The sequence below is a fragment of the Spirillospora sp. NPDC127506 genome (assembly GCF_040302145.1).
Classification (GTDB): Bacteria; Actinomycetota; Actinomycetes; order Streptosporangiales; family Streptosporangiaceae; genus Spirillospora.
Window position 1 is genome coordinate 16,180 of the sequence record NZ_JBEORG010000048.1, and the last position, 12,335, is coordinate 28,514.

The following is a 12,335-nucleotide window of genomic DNA, read 5'->3' on the forward strand; positions in this document are numbered from 1 at the left end:
GGGCGACCCCGCATCACCTGACAAGGAGTTCGCGTTGAGCCAGAGCCAAGAGACACTGTCGAACCTTCTGCAGGAGACGCGCCGCTTCGCCCCGCCCGCCGACCTCGCCGCCTCCGCCAACGTCAAGGCCGACGCCTACGAGCGGGCGTCCGCAGACCCCCTGGCGTTCTGGGCGGAGCAGGCGGACCGGCTCACCTGGACCAAGCGGTGGGACGAGGTCCTCGACTGGAGCAACCCGCCGTTCGCCAAATGGTTCGTTGGCGGCGAACTGAACGTCGCCTACAACTGCGTCGACCGGCACGTCGAGGCCGGGCACGGAGACAAGGTCGCCTACTACTGGGAGGGCGAGCCGGGCGACAGCCGCACGATCACCTACGCCGACCTCCAGCGCGAGGTCAACAAGGCCGCGAACGCCCTGCTCGAACTCGGCGTCCGCAAGGGCGACCGGGTCGCGATCTACCTGCCGATGATCCCCGAGCTGCCGATCTCGATGCTCGCGTGCGCGCGCATCGGCGCGACGCACTCGGTGGTGTTCGGCGGCTTCTCTTCCGAGGCCCTCCGGACCCGCATCGACGACGCGGACGCCAAGCTCGTCATCACCGCCGACGGCGGCTTCCGCCGCGGCAAGCCGTCCGACCTCAAGGGGATCGTGGACGAGGCCGTCGCGCAGACGCCGTCGATCGAGCACGTCCTCGTGGTGCGCCGCACCGGCGAGCAGGTCACCGAGAACGACCGCGACCTGTGGTGGCACGACGTCGTCGACCGGCAGAGCGAGGAGCACACCGCCGAGCCCATGGACGCGGAGCACCCGCTCTACATCCTGTACACGTCCGGGACGACGGGTAAGCCCAAGGGGATCCTGCACACGACCGGCGGCTACCTGGTCCAGTGCGCCTACACCCACTGGGCCGTGTTCGACCTGAAGCCCGAAACGGACATCTACTGGTGCTCGGCCGACATCGGCTGGGTGACCGGGCACTCGTACATCGTGTACGGGCCGCTCGCCAACGGGTCGACCAGCGTCATCTACGAGGGCACCCCCGACACCCCCAACAGGGGACGCTGGTGGGACGTCATCCAGAAGTACAAGGTGTCCATCTTCTACACCGCGCCCACGGCGATCCGGACGTTCATGAAGTGGGGCGACGACATCCCCGCGCAGTACGACCTGACGTCCCTGCGCGTCCTCGGGTCGGTCGGCGAGCCGATCAACCCGGAGGCCTACATCTGGTACCGCAGGGTCATCGGCGGCGACCGGACCCCGGTCGTCGACACCTGGTGGCAGACGGAGACCGGCGCCATCATGATCAGCCCGCTGCCGGGCGTCACGGACGCCAAGCCGGGCGCGGCGATGCGCCCGCTGCCGGGCATCGCCGCGGACGTGGTGGACGACCAGGGCCAGTCGGTGCCGAACGGCGGCGGCGGGTTCATGGTGCTCCGCGAGCCGTGGCCGGCCATGCTCCGGACGATCTGGGGCGACGACGAGCGGTACATCAAGACGTACTGGTCGCGCTTCGACGGCCTGTACTTCGCGGGCGACGGCGCCAAGAAGGACGAGGACGGCGACATGTGGCTGCTCGGCCGCGTGGACGACGTCATGCTCGTGTCCGGGCACAACATCTCCACGACGGAGGTGGAGTCGGCGCTGGTGTCGCACCCGAAGGTCGCCGAGGCGGCGGTCGTCGGCGCGACCGACCCGGTGACCGGGCAGGCCATCGTCGCGTTCGTCATCCCGCGCGGCAGCGCCGGCGAGGAGGTGGAGGGCCCCGAATTCGCCAAGGAGCTGCGCGACCACGTCTCCAAGGCGCTCGGCCCGATCGCCAAGCCCCGGCAGATCCTGATGGTGCCGGAGCTGCCGAAGACCCGCTCCGGCAAGATCATGCGCCGGCTGCTCCGCGACGTCGCCGAGAACCGCAGCATCGGTGACGTCACGACCCTGGCCGACAGCACGGTCATGGACCTGATCTCGGAGAAGCTCCCCGCGAGCAAGTCCGAGGACTGACCGGCCCCGGAACGGCCCGCGCCCGCACAGGGACGCGGGCCGTTCCCATGCCCGCCCACCGCGCGGGTCCGGCTGCCGCGCGCGGGCGGCAGGCGCCCTCTCTGGCCCGCGGACGGGTGTCCGAGTAGTCGTGTTCTGGGCGGGTAAGGTGGAATCCGGTGCGCCGGGAAGTCTGGTCGGCAGGGGCTTCCCGTAATGGCGCGGGCCGGTCCCTCGAAAGGAGACCGTTCACCCGCCCTACCGGGAGTCCTGCATGGCGCGCCCCTCTGTGAAGCGCCGCGTCGCCACGACGTGGCCCGTCCGCCCGACCGTCCGCTACAAGACGCAGGTCGCCACCGCCTTGCGGACGGAGACGCTCGGCGGCGTCGTGATGCTGCTGGCGGCGATCGCCGCGCTGGTGTGGGCCAACACGCCCTGGGCGGGCGCCTACGAAAGCCTGCGGACGTTCGAGATCAGCCCGCACTGGCTGCACCTCGGGCACATGGACGTGCAGCACTGGGCGTCGAGCGGCCTGCTCGCGGTGTTCTTCTTCATCGCCGGCCTGGAGCTGCGCGAGGAGCTGACGCACGGCGAGCTCCGCAACCCGCGGGACGCGGCGCTGCCCGTCATCGCGGCGGCGGCGGGCGTGCTGGTGCCGGCGCTGGTCTTCCTCCTGGTGAGCGCCGGGGAGCCGGGCGCGCTCCGCGGATGGGCCGTGCCCACGGCGACGGACATCGCGTTCGCGCTCGCGGTGCTGGCCGTGACGTTCACCTCGTGCCCGGCGCCGCTGCGCGCGTTCCTGCTCACGCTCGCAGTGGTGGACGACCTCATCGCCATCGCCGTCATCGCGCTCTTCTACACCGCCACCGTGCACTGGACGTGGCTGGGGCTCGCGGCCGTTCTCGTCGCCGCGTACGGGGTGCTGCAGAGCAGGAACGTCCGGTCGCCGTGGGTCTACGTGCCGCTCGCCGTCCTCGCCTGGTACTTCCTCCAGCGGAGCGGGATCCACGCTACGGTCGCGGCAGTCGCACTGGGGATGCTCACCAGCCCCAAGACGACCGCGGACGAACGGCCGACGAACGCCGAGCGCACCGACCACGTGCTCAGGCCGTTCTCGGCCGGCGTGTGCGTGCCGGTGTTCGCGTTCGTGTCGGCGGGTGTCGGGCTCGGCCCGTCCCAGCTGGGCGCCGTGTTCACCGACCGGGTGGCCCTCGGCGTCGTCGCCGGACTGGTGGTCGGTAAGTTCTTGGGAGTCTTCGGCGGCGCGTGGGCGGCGGCGCGGCTCGGCCTGGCGACCCTCGGCGAGGACCTGCACTGGCACGAGATCGCGGGCGTCGCGCTCCTCGCCGGGGTGGGTTTCACCGTTTCGCTGCTGATCGGCGGTTTGGCCTATACCGACCCGTCACAATTCGAGAGAGTGACGACTGCGGTCCTGATCGCGAGCGTTCTCGCCTCGGCGGCCGCGGCCGTCGTCTTCCGGAGAAGGGTGCGTGTGCGCGCGCGCCCGAACTAAGGAGTAGAGCGATATGTCCGAGGCACTACCGGGCGAGCGCATGGAGGACAAGTCCGTCGGCGAGTTGGTCGCGCTGGCGTCCGGCAACATCTCCGATCTGGTCAGGGCCGAGATGGCACTGGCGAAGATGGAGCTGAAGGCCGACGCCAAGAAGGCCGCGCTCAGCAGCGTGATGCTGACCATCGCCGCGGTGATGGGCGGGCTCATCGTCATCCTGGCGTCGATCTCGCTCGCGCTGGGGCTCGCCGAACTGGGCCTGTGGCCTTGGCTCGCGTTCGCGGTGGTCGCGGTCTTCTACGCGCTGCTCGCCCTCCTCCTGATGTGGATCGCGAAGCGGATCGTCAAGCGGATGGAGGGCGCGAAGCGGACCCGGAAGACGCTGAAGGACGACTTCGCCGCGCTGCGGAGCCGCGGCAAGGACGACTCAGGCACGCCCGAGCTGACGGACTGACCGGCGCCATGTCCGGGCACGACGCGTCGCTGATCGAGGTCGACGGGCCGTGGACCCACCGGCAGGTCAGCGCCGGGGGGACGCGGTTCCACGTCGCCGAGGCCGGTGAGGGGCCGCTCGTCCTGCTGCTGCACGGCTTCCCCGAGTTCTGGTGGTCGTGGCACAACCAGCTCGTGTCGCTGCCCGCCGCCGGCTACCGCGCGGCGGCCGTCGACCTGCGCGGCTACGGCGGCAGCGACAAGCCGCCGCGCGGCTACGACCTGGTCACGCTGGCGGGGGACGCCGCCGGGCTCGTCCGCGCGCTGGGCGAGGCGAACGCGATCGTCGTCGGGCACGACTGGGGCGGGCTGCTCGCCTGGACGACGGCCGTGTACCACCCGAAGATCGTCCAGCGGCTGGCGGTGGTGAGCGCCCCGCATCCGCTGCGGCTGCGGCAGGCCGTCGCGGGCGACCCGCGCGGCCAGGGCTGGGCGGCGCGGCACACGTTCGGCTTCCAGCTGCCGCTGTGGCCGGAGCGGCGCCTGGTCCGCGACGACGCGGCGCTGGCGGGCAGGCTGCTGCACGACTGGTCCGGGCCGGGCTGGCCGGACGAGCGCACGGAGCAGCTCGTGCGCAAGGCGGTGCAGATCCCCGGGGCGGCCCACAGCGCCCTGGAGTACCACCGCTGGCTGATCCGGTCGCAGGCCCGCCCGGACGGCATCCGCTACGCGCACCGCATGCGCGCCCCCATCCAGGCGCCCACGCTCCAGCTGCACGGTGCGCTCGACACGTGCACCCTTCCGGCGAGCGCGCAGGGATCGGGCCGCTACGTGTCGGCCCCCTACCGCTGGAAGCTCATCGAGGGCGCGGGCCACTTCCCCCACCAGGAGCGTCCCCGCGCGTTCGACGCGCAGCTCCTCGGCTGGCTCGCCGACCCGGAGCCCGATCACTGATCTCCGGGCGTACGGTGGAGCCATGCGGGATCGGGACGAGTCTGGACGCCCACGCAACGCACGCCCTCGGGACGCCTACGGGCGGCCGCTGCCTCACGGCGCCACCGGCATCCCCACTATGCCGGACGACCTCGACATGCCGCCGGACGAGGCTTTGAAAGAAGCCCAACAACTCCTGGACGCCGACCGTCCGTTCCATGCGCACGAGGTACTGGAAGCGGTCTGGAAGTCCGCCCCGGAGCCCGAACGTGAGCTGTGGCGGGGCCTGGCGCAGGTCGCCGTGGGGATAACCCATCTCCGCCGGGGAAACGCACGCGGTGCCGAGGCGCTGCTGAGCCGCGCCGCCGAACGTCTCGTCCCGTACGAAACGAGCGCCCCCTACAACATCGACATACGGGGAGTCGTCCAGCGCGCACGCGACCTTGCCGCGAGCCCGGAGAACGGCCCCGTGCCCCTCCGGCTCACGCTCTAGCCGAGCGGATCCGGCCGAGCGGATCCGGCCGAGCGCTGCTGCACGCGGCCCGCCCGGCCCGGCCGTCCAGCCGTATCGGCTAGTCGGAGCAGCTCTGCGTGGACACCGGGTTGGTGGCCGCCGCGCCCGCGCGCGCGTCGGGCGCGACCTCCTCCGCGGTGAGCGCGTAGCCCGTGGACGCCGTGTCGAGCGCCGCCGCGAAGATGACGCCGTAGACGCGCCCGTCCGTGGACAGCAGCGGCCCGCCCGAGTTGCCCGGCTCGACCTTGCCGCGGATGGCGTAGATCTCCCGGCTGACCTGCCCGGAGTGGTAGATGTCCGGGCCGCGCGCCGTCTGCCGGGCGCGGATCCGGGCGGCCCCCGCCGTGAACGGCTGGTTCTTCGGGAACCCGGCGATGATCGCGTCGTCGCGCACGCGGGCCTCCGGCGCGAACTGCAGCGTCGGCGCCCGCAGCCCCGGCACGTACAGGACGGCGACGTCGCGCTTGGGGTCGTAGAGGACGACCCGCCCCCGGTTGGTGGCGCCGTTGATCGTCGTCACCTTGGACGCGCCGCGCGCCCCGGCGACGACGTGCGCGTTGGTCATGATGTGCTGCGGCGCGAACACGAACCCGGTGCCCTCGATGCGGCGCTGGCACTGCGGCGCCGTGCTGACCACCTTCACGATGCTGCTCTTGGCGGCCTTCAGCCCCTTGGTGTTCAGCACGGACTCGTCCGGCGGCGGCACCTGCACCACCGACTCGCCGCCGAGGCCGTTGAACACCTGCGGGAACTCGCTGCTCTTCACGAAGCCCTGGAACGAGGTGAACCAGGTCTGCGCCTGCTGCGGCATCACGTCGTTGATGCCGTTGATGATCGAGGAGCCCTTGACCTGCGTCCGGACGGGCTTGAACTCGGAGTTGGCGACCAGGCTGCCGAAGAACCACGCGACGATCAGCAGTGACATCGCGCTGACGAACGTGCCGCCGACCGCGTCCGCGGTGCGGGCGTTCAAGCCGGTCACCCGGTTACGCAGCACGGCGCCGAGGGACGAGGCGATCAGCTGCCCGAGGGTGGCGGCCAGGAACGCGATCACGATGGCGAGCAGCGCCTGCTGCGCGGCGCCGTCCACCGCCGCCTCGGCGATCGGCGGCGCGATCAGGACGCCGATGACGCCGCCGCCGACGAAGCCGACGAAGCTCAGCAGGCTCACGATGAAGCCCTGCCGGTAGCCCGAGACTCCGAACAGCACGACGAGCACGAGCAGGATGAGATCGAGAACGTGGTCGTGCAGCACCGCTTCACCGTACTGTGCCGGGCGGCCGCTTCACGTCCCCTCGATGTACCAGATTGGGGTGCGCCGGGTAGCCGTCAGGTGTGACACACGCCCGTGACCAAGGGATGACCGTCCGGAAAGGCCGCGCTGACCAGGCGCATCATTTCCGGCGCGATGGAACGTACCAGTTCAATCGCAATTCAGGAGATTCTCAGCTGCGTGCGGCGAGGTCCAGCACCTCAGGCGGCAGGTCCTCCACATGGGCGGCGTTCCACGGCCGGTTCCAGCCGCCGGCCTCCAGGACCTGGGTGAGCAGCGCGGCCGTGAACCCCCACACGAACAGGTCGCGGACGCGGAACGCCGGCCCCATCCTGATCCCGGACGGATGCCGGACCGTGAGCCGGTTCGCCGGGTCGACCAGCTCGTCCAGCGGGACGCGCGCGACCGTCGCGACCTCCCCCGGATGGCCGGGCGCGATCTCCGACGGCTCCCGCCACCAGCCGGCGACGGGCGTGACGCGGTGCCGGCTGTGCGACAGGTACAGCTCGGGCAGCGTGCAGATGACGTCCACCCCGGCCGGTTCGACGCCGGCCTCCTCCTTCGCCTCGCGCAGCGCCGCCGCGACCGGGCCGTCGTCCTCGGGGTCGATGCGGCCGCCGGGGAAGGCGCACTCCCCGGCGTGCTTGTTCAGCGTGGCGGCGCGCTCGGTGAGCAGGACGTCCGGGCCGTGCGGGCCCTCTCCGAACAGGATGAGGACGGCGGCGGCGCGGGCGTCCGGCACCGGCCGGAACATCGGCGGCACCGGCAGCCTGGGGCCTTCCAGGCGGAAGCGTTCGAGCCACTCGGGGGTGCTCGGGGCGGTCTCGGTCACGTCCGTCCCAACCGCGGAACGGTCGCGTTCCTTCCCGGCGCGCCCTCCTGCCCGGCCGTCACGAGAACGGCCCGGGCTTGACGAGCTTGCGCGCGGTCTCCTCGTCGGTCGGCCCTTCGCCGAAGGACGGGCACAGCCGGGCGAGCGGGCACACCCCGCAGGCGGGACGGCGCGCGTGGCACATGCGGCGGCCGTGCCAGATGAGCCTGTGCGACAGCATCGTCCAGTCCTTGCGCGGGATCAGCTCGCCGACCTCCTGCTCGACCTTCACGGGGTCGTCCTCGGTCGTCCAGCCGAAGCGCCGCGCGAGACGGCCGAAGTGGGTGTCGACCGTGATCCCGGGGACGTCGAACGCGTTCCCCAGGACGACGTTGGCCGTCTTGCGCCCGACACCGGGCAGCTTGACGAGGTCTTCCAGCCGCGCTGGGACCTCCCCGCCGAACTGGTCGCGCAATGCCGCGGACAGCCCCATGACCGACTTGGTCTTGGCGCGGAAGAACCCGGTGGGCTTCAGGATGGCCTCGACGTCCTCGGGGTTCGCGGCGGCGAGGTCCTCCGGGGTGGGGTACTTGGCGAACAGCTCCGGCGTCGTCATGTTGACCCGCGCGTCGGTGGTCTGCGCCGACAGGACGGTCGCGACGAGGAGCTGGAACGGCGTCCCGAAGTCGAGCTCGCAGTGCGCGTCCGGGTAGGTCTCGGCCAGGATCCGGTTCATCTTGCGCGCCCGCCGGACGAGCGCCAGCCGGGACTCGTCCTTCCACTTCCGGGCACGCGCCTTCGGGGCCGCCTCCGTCGCCATACCGGCCAGCCTACGGTGTCCGCGCGGCGGGGCGGCCCGCCTTCCCGCCCATTGGACCGATCTTAAAAAGACGGGCATGTTCATTAATGGTAGGGTCGCGGCATGATCCTTGACTCCCTCCGGTGGGATTCGTCCCCGTGGCCGGCGACCCTCGCCGGGCGGCGCGTGCTGATCACCGGCGCCGCGCGGGGCATCGGCGCGGCCCTCGCCGCCCGGCTGCACGGGCGCGGCGCCCGCGTCGCGCTCGCCGGCCTGGAACCCGGCCTGCTCGCCGGCGTCGCCGGGGAGTGCGGGCCGGCGCCCTGGTGGACCTGCGACGTGACCGACCGCGCCCGCGTCGAGGAGGTCGTGGACCTCGCCGTCCGGGAACTGGGCGGGCTGGACGTCGTCGTGGCCAACGCGGGCGTGGCCGCGCAGATGCCCGTCATCGGGGGCGACCCGTCCGTCCTGGAGCAGAGCCTCCGCGTCAACGTGCTCGGCGTCTACAACACGCTCCGCGCGGCCGGGCCGCACATCAGCCACGAGCGCGGCTACGCGCTGGCGGTCGCGTCCCTCGCCGCGGCCGTGCACGCACCCCTGCTGGGCGCCTACAGCGCGTCCAAGGCGGCGGTCGAGGCCCTCGGCAACACGCTGAGGGCCGAGCTGAGGCCGTACGGCGCGAAGGCGGGCGTCGCCTACTTCGCCGAACTCGACACCGACATGACGCGGCGCGGGTTCAGCACCGAGGCGGCGTCGGCCCTGACGAACTCGGGCCGCGCGAGCAGCCTCATCTCCGCCGTCACGCCGCTGAAGGTCGGGATCGACGCCCTGGAGCGCGGGATCGCCCGCCGCTCCAAGCGGGTCGTCGCCCCATGGTGGGTCGGCGGCGTCCTCCCGGTCCGGATGCTCGCGCAACCCGTCGTCGACGGCGCCGTCCAGCGCGGGCTGCGCGAGATCCTGGAGATCGCGCGGAAGGAGCGGGTCGAGCTGACCACGCCGCAACCGGACTCCCGCCGGTGACGGCGCCGCGCGTCCGGCCCGGCGGCGTCCGCGACGTCGGCGCGGTGAACTGGCTCGCCTGCCGCGTCGCGGGCCGGGCGGCCGGAACCGGCCCGCCGAACCTCTTCCTGACGCTGGCGCGCCGCCGCGGCCTGTTCCGCGGCTGGCTGTGGTTCGCCGGGCGCCTCATGCCCGGCGGCACCCTGCCGCGGCGCGAGACCGAGCTGGTGATCCTGCGGGTCGCGCACCTGCGCGACTGCCGCTACGAGTTCGACCACCATGTGCGCATCGCCGGGCGCTCCGGCGTCCGGAAACGGGACGTCGAGCGCGTCAAGGAGGGCCCGTCCGCCGACGGCTGGACGCCGCGCGAACAGGCGATCCTCGCCGCGACCGACGCACTGCACGCCGACCGGGACGTGGACGACGACACCTGGGCGCGCCTCCGCGCCCACCTCACCGAGGGCGAGTGCGTGGAGCTGACCGTGCTCGTCGGGCACTACGAGATGCTCGCCACCGTGATCACCGCTCTCCGCGTCCAGCCCGACCGCCCCCGTCGCTCCGGAGCCCGCTGAGAGGGACGCCCCACGTCACTTCTCCGCGCCGTCCAACACCCCTGAGCGGAGCAGGAGGCGCACATGGTCGACGACCGGGGGGCCGACCGCGCGCAACGCCTCCATGTCACCGGCCGCGACCGCCGGCGTCACCATCGAGCTCACCGCCGACACGACGACCTGGCACGCGAACCGACCCGCCGGACCCGGCACGCCCATCAGGCCCGCCAGGGCCTCGGCCAGGTCGTGCTGTATCTCGGACCGCCGCCGGATGGCCTCCGGTCCGGCCGCGTACACCTCCACCAGGAACAGCCGCGCGTACCCCGGCTCGGACGCCAGCGCCTCCAGGTACGTGGTGACGGCCCGCTCGAACCGGGCCGCCGCGTCGCCCCCGCCCTCCGCGGCGCCCTCCAGCCGGCGGATCACCAGTTCGCTCGCCTGGTCGAACGCCGCCATGAAGCAGTCGAGCTTGGACGAGAACAGGCCGTAGAAGCTCTGCCGCGACACACGGGCCCGTTTAAGGACGTCCTCAACCGACGTGCCGACGTACCCTTTCTCCGCCATCGCCGCCGCCATGGCCGCGCAGAGGCGGTCACGGTGCACCCGCTCGACCTCCTCGCGGGACAGCGCGTGACGGCCCCGCGGCAGCCGGCGCGGCACGGGGCCGGACCCGGAGCTCTGCATCCGCTCAGGTTAAGGCACCCGCGCCCGCCGCCCGGCTCGTCCGATAACAGGCGATGAGACCGGTGTGATGGCATTCACCCGCCGGTCCGTACACTGGGCGAACGGGACCGTGACCCGCCGCGGGACGAACACTCCCGGTTCCGCGTTTCGGCGCGCCGTGACCCTGCCTTCACGTACGCGGTGGGACGTACGTCACACTAGGCATGTAGGTGTTCGAGGAGGAGAAGCGTGACCGATCGCGACGTGGACGTTCTGAGCAGAGCCCCGCTCTTCGAGGCCCTCGACGAGCAGGGCGCCAAGGCGCTGCGCGCCAACGTGACCGAAGCGCGTCTCGCGCGCGGTCAGACGCTGTTCAACGAGGGCGAGACCGGAGACCGGCTGTACGTCGTCCTCGAAGGCAAGATCAAGCTGACCCGGACGGCGCCGGACGGCCGGGAGAACCTGCTGAGCGTGCTCGGCCCGTCCGAGATGTTCGGGGAGCTGTCGCTGTTCGACCCGCGGCCCCGCACCGCGAGCGCCATAGCGGTCACCGAGTGCCGCCTCGCCGGGCTCGGCCACGACGACCTGCGGCCCTGGCTCACCGGGCACCCGGAGGTCGCCGTCCAGCTGCTCCGCGCCCTGGCGCAGCGGCTCCGCAAGACCAACGACGTGATGGCCGACCTCGTCTTCACCGACGTGCCCGGACGCGTCGCCAAGGCGCTGCTCGACCTCGCGGAGCGGTTCGGGCAGCCGTCCGAGGCGGGCCTGCACGTCCACCACGACCTCACGCAGGAGGAGCTGGCGCAGCTCGTCGGCGCCTCCCGGGAGACCGTCAACAAGGCGCTCGCCGACTTCGCCCAGCGCAACTGGCTGCGCATCGAGGCGCGCGCCGTCGTCATCCTCGACATCGAACGCCTCCGCAAGCGCTCGAAGTAGCCGCGGCCGTGTCCGGCGCCGCGTGTCCGGCGCCGCGTGTCCGGCGCCGCGTGTCCGGCGCCGCGTGTCCGGCGCCGCGCGTCCGGCCCGGCCGCGCCGCGCGTGCGGCCCGCCGGCGCCCGGAGGGCCGGCGGGTCAGCGGCGGGAGTCGAGGTAGTCCAGCTGCGCCTGCACCGACCACTCGGCCGCGGGCCACAGCGACTTGTCGACGTCCGCGTAGACGCGTTCGACGACCTCGCGCGCCGTGCGCGCGCCCGCGGCCACCGCCGCCTCGACCTGCGCGAGACGCTCGCGGCGGTGGTCGATGTAGTGGTCGAGCACGGCGATCGGGTCGTCCAGCTTGGGGCCGTGACCGGGGAGGACGGTGGCGGCCTCGACGTCGGCGGCGAAGCGGCGGAGCCGGTCGAGCGACGCGAGGTAGTCGCCGAGGCCGCCCTCCAGCACCGTCGTCCCGTAGCCGAGGACGGTGTCGCCGGTGAGGACCGCGCCGTCCGCCGGCAGCCAGAAGGTCAGCGAGTCGTCGCTGTGGCCCGGCGTCTCCATGATCCGCAGTTCCAGGCCGCCCGTGGTGACGACGTCCCCTTCCGCGAGCCCCTCGTCGCCGAGCCGGTGCCTGGGGTCGAGCGCCCGCACCTTGACGGACCCGCCGGCGAGCTTCGCGAACTTCCCGGCGCCCGCCGAATGGTCCGGATGGCCGTGGGTCAGCAGGACCAGCCCGACGCGCCGCCCCTGCGCCTCGACGACGTCCAGGACGCGCCGCAGATGCCTGCCGTCCTTCGGCCCGGGATCGACGACGACCGCCTCGTCCGACCCCGGCTCGGCGATGATCCACGTGTTCGTGCCGTCCAGGGTCATGGCGGACGGGTTCGGAGCGAGCACGCAGGTCGCCCGCTCAGTGCCCATCCCGTCGATCTCCGTCATGTCTCCCATCCT

13 protein-coding genes are annotated in these 12,335 nt (G+C 72.4%); 8 read left to right on the top strand and 5 right to left on the bottom strand.

Translation table 11 applies throughout. The features are described from left to right. Positions 1-34 precede the first annotated feature (34 nt). The 5 genes from acs to ABTW95_RS30865 all read left to right on the top strand — a co-directional run bounded on the left by acs (position 35) and on the right by ABTW95_RS30865 (position 5,349). Complete coding sequence (gene acs, locus ABTW95_RS30845) at positions 35-2,002, top strand: acetate--CoA ligase (RefSeq protein ID WP_500228154.1); 1,968 nt, start codon at positions 35-37, stop codon at positions 2,000-2,002. Between the two features lie 253 nt (positions 2,003-2,255). Continuing rightward, positions 2,256-3,494 carry a Na+/H+ antiporter NhaA gene (gene nhaA, locus ABTW95_RS30850; protein WP_500228155.1) on the top strand — a complete coding sequence of 413 codons (1,239 nt, stop codon included), beginning with the start codon at positions 2,256-2,258 and terminating at the stop codon, positions 3,492-3,494. A 13-nt stretch (positions 3,495-3,507) separates the two neighbouring features. Next, on the top strand, positions 3,508-3,945 hold the full coding sequence (locus ABTW95_RS30855) for a phage holin family protein (RefSeq protein WP_396449752.1): 438 nt from the start codon (positions 3,508-3,510) through the stop codon (positions 3,943-3,945). A gap of 8 nt (positions 3,946-3,953) precedes the next feature. After that, entirely contained in the window at positions 3,954-4,877 is a 924-nt protein-coding gene (locus ABTW95_RS30860; protein WP_396449751.1) for an alpha/beta fold hydrolase, read from the top strand. A 118-nt stretch (positions 4,878-4,995) separates the two neighbouring features. Beyond that, complete coding sequence (locus ABTW95_RS30865) at positions 4,996-5,349, top strand: DUF309 domain-containing protein (RefSeq protein WP_500228156.1); 354 nt, start codon at positions 4,996-4,998, stop codon at positions 5,347-5,349. Between the two features lie 79 nt (positions 5,350-5,428). On the opposite strand, the gene ABTW95_RS30870 is transcribed toward ABTW95_RS30865, so the two are convergent. From ABTW95_RS30870 to nth, 3 genes are all read right to left on the bottom strand, one after another. Beyond that, a complete protein-coding gene (locus tag ABTW95_RS30870) occupies positions 5,429-6,625 on the bottom strand; it encodes a MarP family serine protease (protein ID WP_500228157.1) in 1,197 nt (398 codons plus the stop codon). Positions 6,626-6,815: 190 nt separating this feature from the next. Then, entirely contained in the window at positions 6,816-7,397 is a 582-nt protein-coding gene (locus ABTW95_RS30875; protein ID WP_396449768.1) for an NUDIX hydrolase, read from the bottom strand. Positions 7,398-7,533: 136 nt separating this feature from the next. Further along, positions 7,534-8,274, bottom strand: a complete 741-nt coding sequence (nth, locus tag ABTW95_RS30880) for an endonuclease III (protein WP_396449748.1) — start codon at positions 8,272-8,274, stop codon at positions 7,534-7,536. Positions 8,275-8,376: 102 nt separating this feature from the next. On the opposite strand from nth, the gene ABTW95_RS30885 reads away from it, so the two are divergent. Together ABTW95_RS30885 and ABTW95_RS30890 are read left to right on the top strand one after the other, a co-directional pair. Further along, positions 8,377-9,273 carry an SDR family NAD(P)-dependent oxidoreductase gene (locus tag ABTW95_RS30885; RefSeq protein ID WP_396449747.1) on the top strand — a complete coding sequence of 299 codons (897 nt, stop codon included), beginning with the start codon at positions 8,377-8,379 and terminating at the stop codon, positions 9,271-9,273. Then, positions 9,270-9,824 carry a carboxymuconolactone decarboxylase family protein gene (locus tag ABTW95_RS30890; RefSeq protein ID WP_396449746.1) on the top strand — a complete coding sequence of 185 codons (555 nt, stop codon included), beginning with the start codon at positions 9,270-9,272 and terminating at the stop codon, positions 9,822-9,824. Before ABTW95_RS30885 ends, ABTW95_RS30890 begins: the two co-directional genes overlap by 4 nt. Before the next feature lie 15 nt (positions 9,825-9,839). On the opposite strand, the gene ABTW95_RS30895 is transcribed toward ABTW95_RS30890, so the two are convergent. Then, entirely contained in the window at positions 9,840-10,487 is a 648-nt protein-coding gene (locus tag ABTW95_RS30895; RefSeq protein WP_396449745.1) for a TetR/AcrR family transcriptional regulator, read from the bottom strand. 228 nt (positions 10,488-10,715) lie between these two features. Between ABTW95_RS30895 and ABTW95_RS30900 the strand changes: the two genes are divergently transcribed. Then, positions 10,716-11,402 carry a Crp/Fnr family transcriptional regulator gene (locus ABTW95_RS30900; protein WP_131935942.1) on the top strand — a complete coding sequence of 229 codons (687 nt, stop codon included), beginning with the start codon at positions 10,716-10,718 and terminating at the stop codon, positions 11,400-11,402. Between the two features lie 135 nt (positions 11,403-11,537). On the opposite strand, the gene ABTW95_RS30905 is transcribed toward ABTW95_RS30900, so the two are convergent. Next, positions 11,538-12,323, bottom strand: coding sequence for an MBL fold metallo-hydrolase (locus ABTW95_RS30905; protein ID WP_396449767.1), 786 nt, complete (start codon positions 12,321-12,323; stop codon positions 11,538-11,540). Positions 12,324-12,335: the final 12 nt, after the last annotated feature.

Coding starts and splice junctions, on each gene's coding strand:
- nhaA (WP_500228155.1), top strand. CDS start 2,256: ATGGCGCGCCCCTCTGTGAAGCGCCGCGTCGCCACGACGTGGCCCGTC.
- ABTW95_RS30855 (WP_396449752.1), top strand. CDS start 3,508: ATGTCCGAGGCACTACCGGGCGAGCGCATGGAGGACAAGTCCGTCGGC.
- ABTW95_RS30860 (WP_396449751.1), top strand. CDS start 3,954: ATGTCCGGGCACGACGCGTCGCTGATCGAGGTCGACGGGCCGTGGACC.
- ABTW95_RS30865 (WP_500228156.1), top strand. CDS start 4,996: ATGCCGGACGACCTCGACATGCCGCCGGACGAGGCTTTGAAAGAAGCC.
- ABTW95_RS30875 (WP_396449768.1), bottom strand. CDS start 7,397: ATGTTCCGGCCGGTGCCGGACGCCCGCGCCGCCGCCGTCCTCATCCTG.
- nth (WP_396449748.1), bottom strand. CDS start 8,274: ATGGCGACGGAGGCGGCCCCGAAGGCGCGTGCCCGGAAGTGGAAGGAC.
- ABTW95_RS30885 (WP_396449747.1), top strand. CDS start 8,377: ATGATCCTTGACTCCCTCCGGTGGGATTCGTCCCCGTGGCCGGCGACC.
- ABTW95_RS30895 (WP_396449745.1), bottom strand. CDS start 10,487: ATGCAGAGCTCCGGGTCCGGCCCCGTGCCGCGCCGGCTGCCGCGGGGC.
- ABTW95_RS30905 (WP_396449767.1), bottom strand. CDS start 12,323: ATGACGGAGATCGACGGGATGGGCACTGAGCGGGCGACCTGCGTGCTC.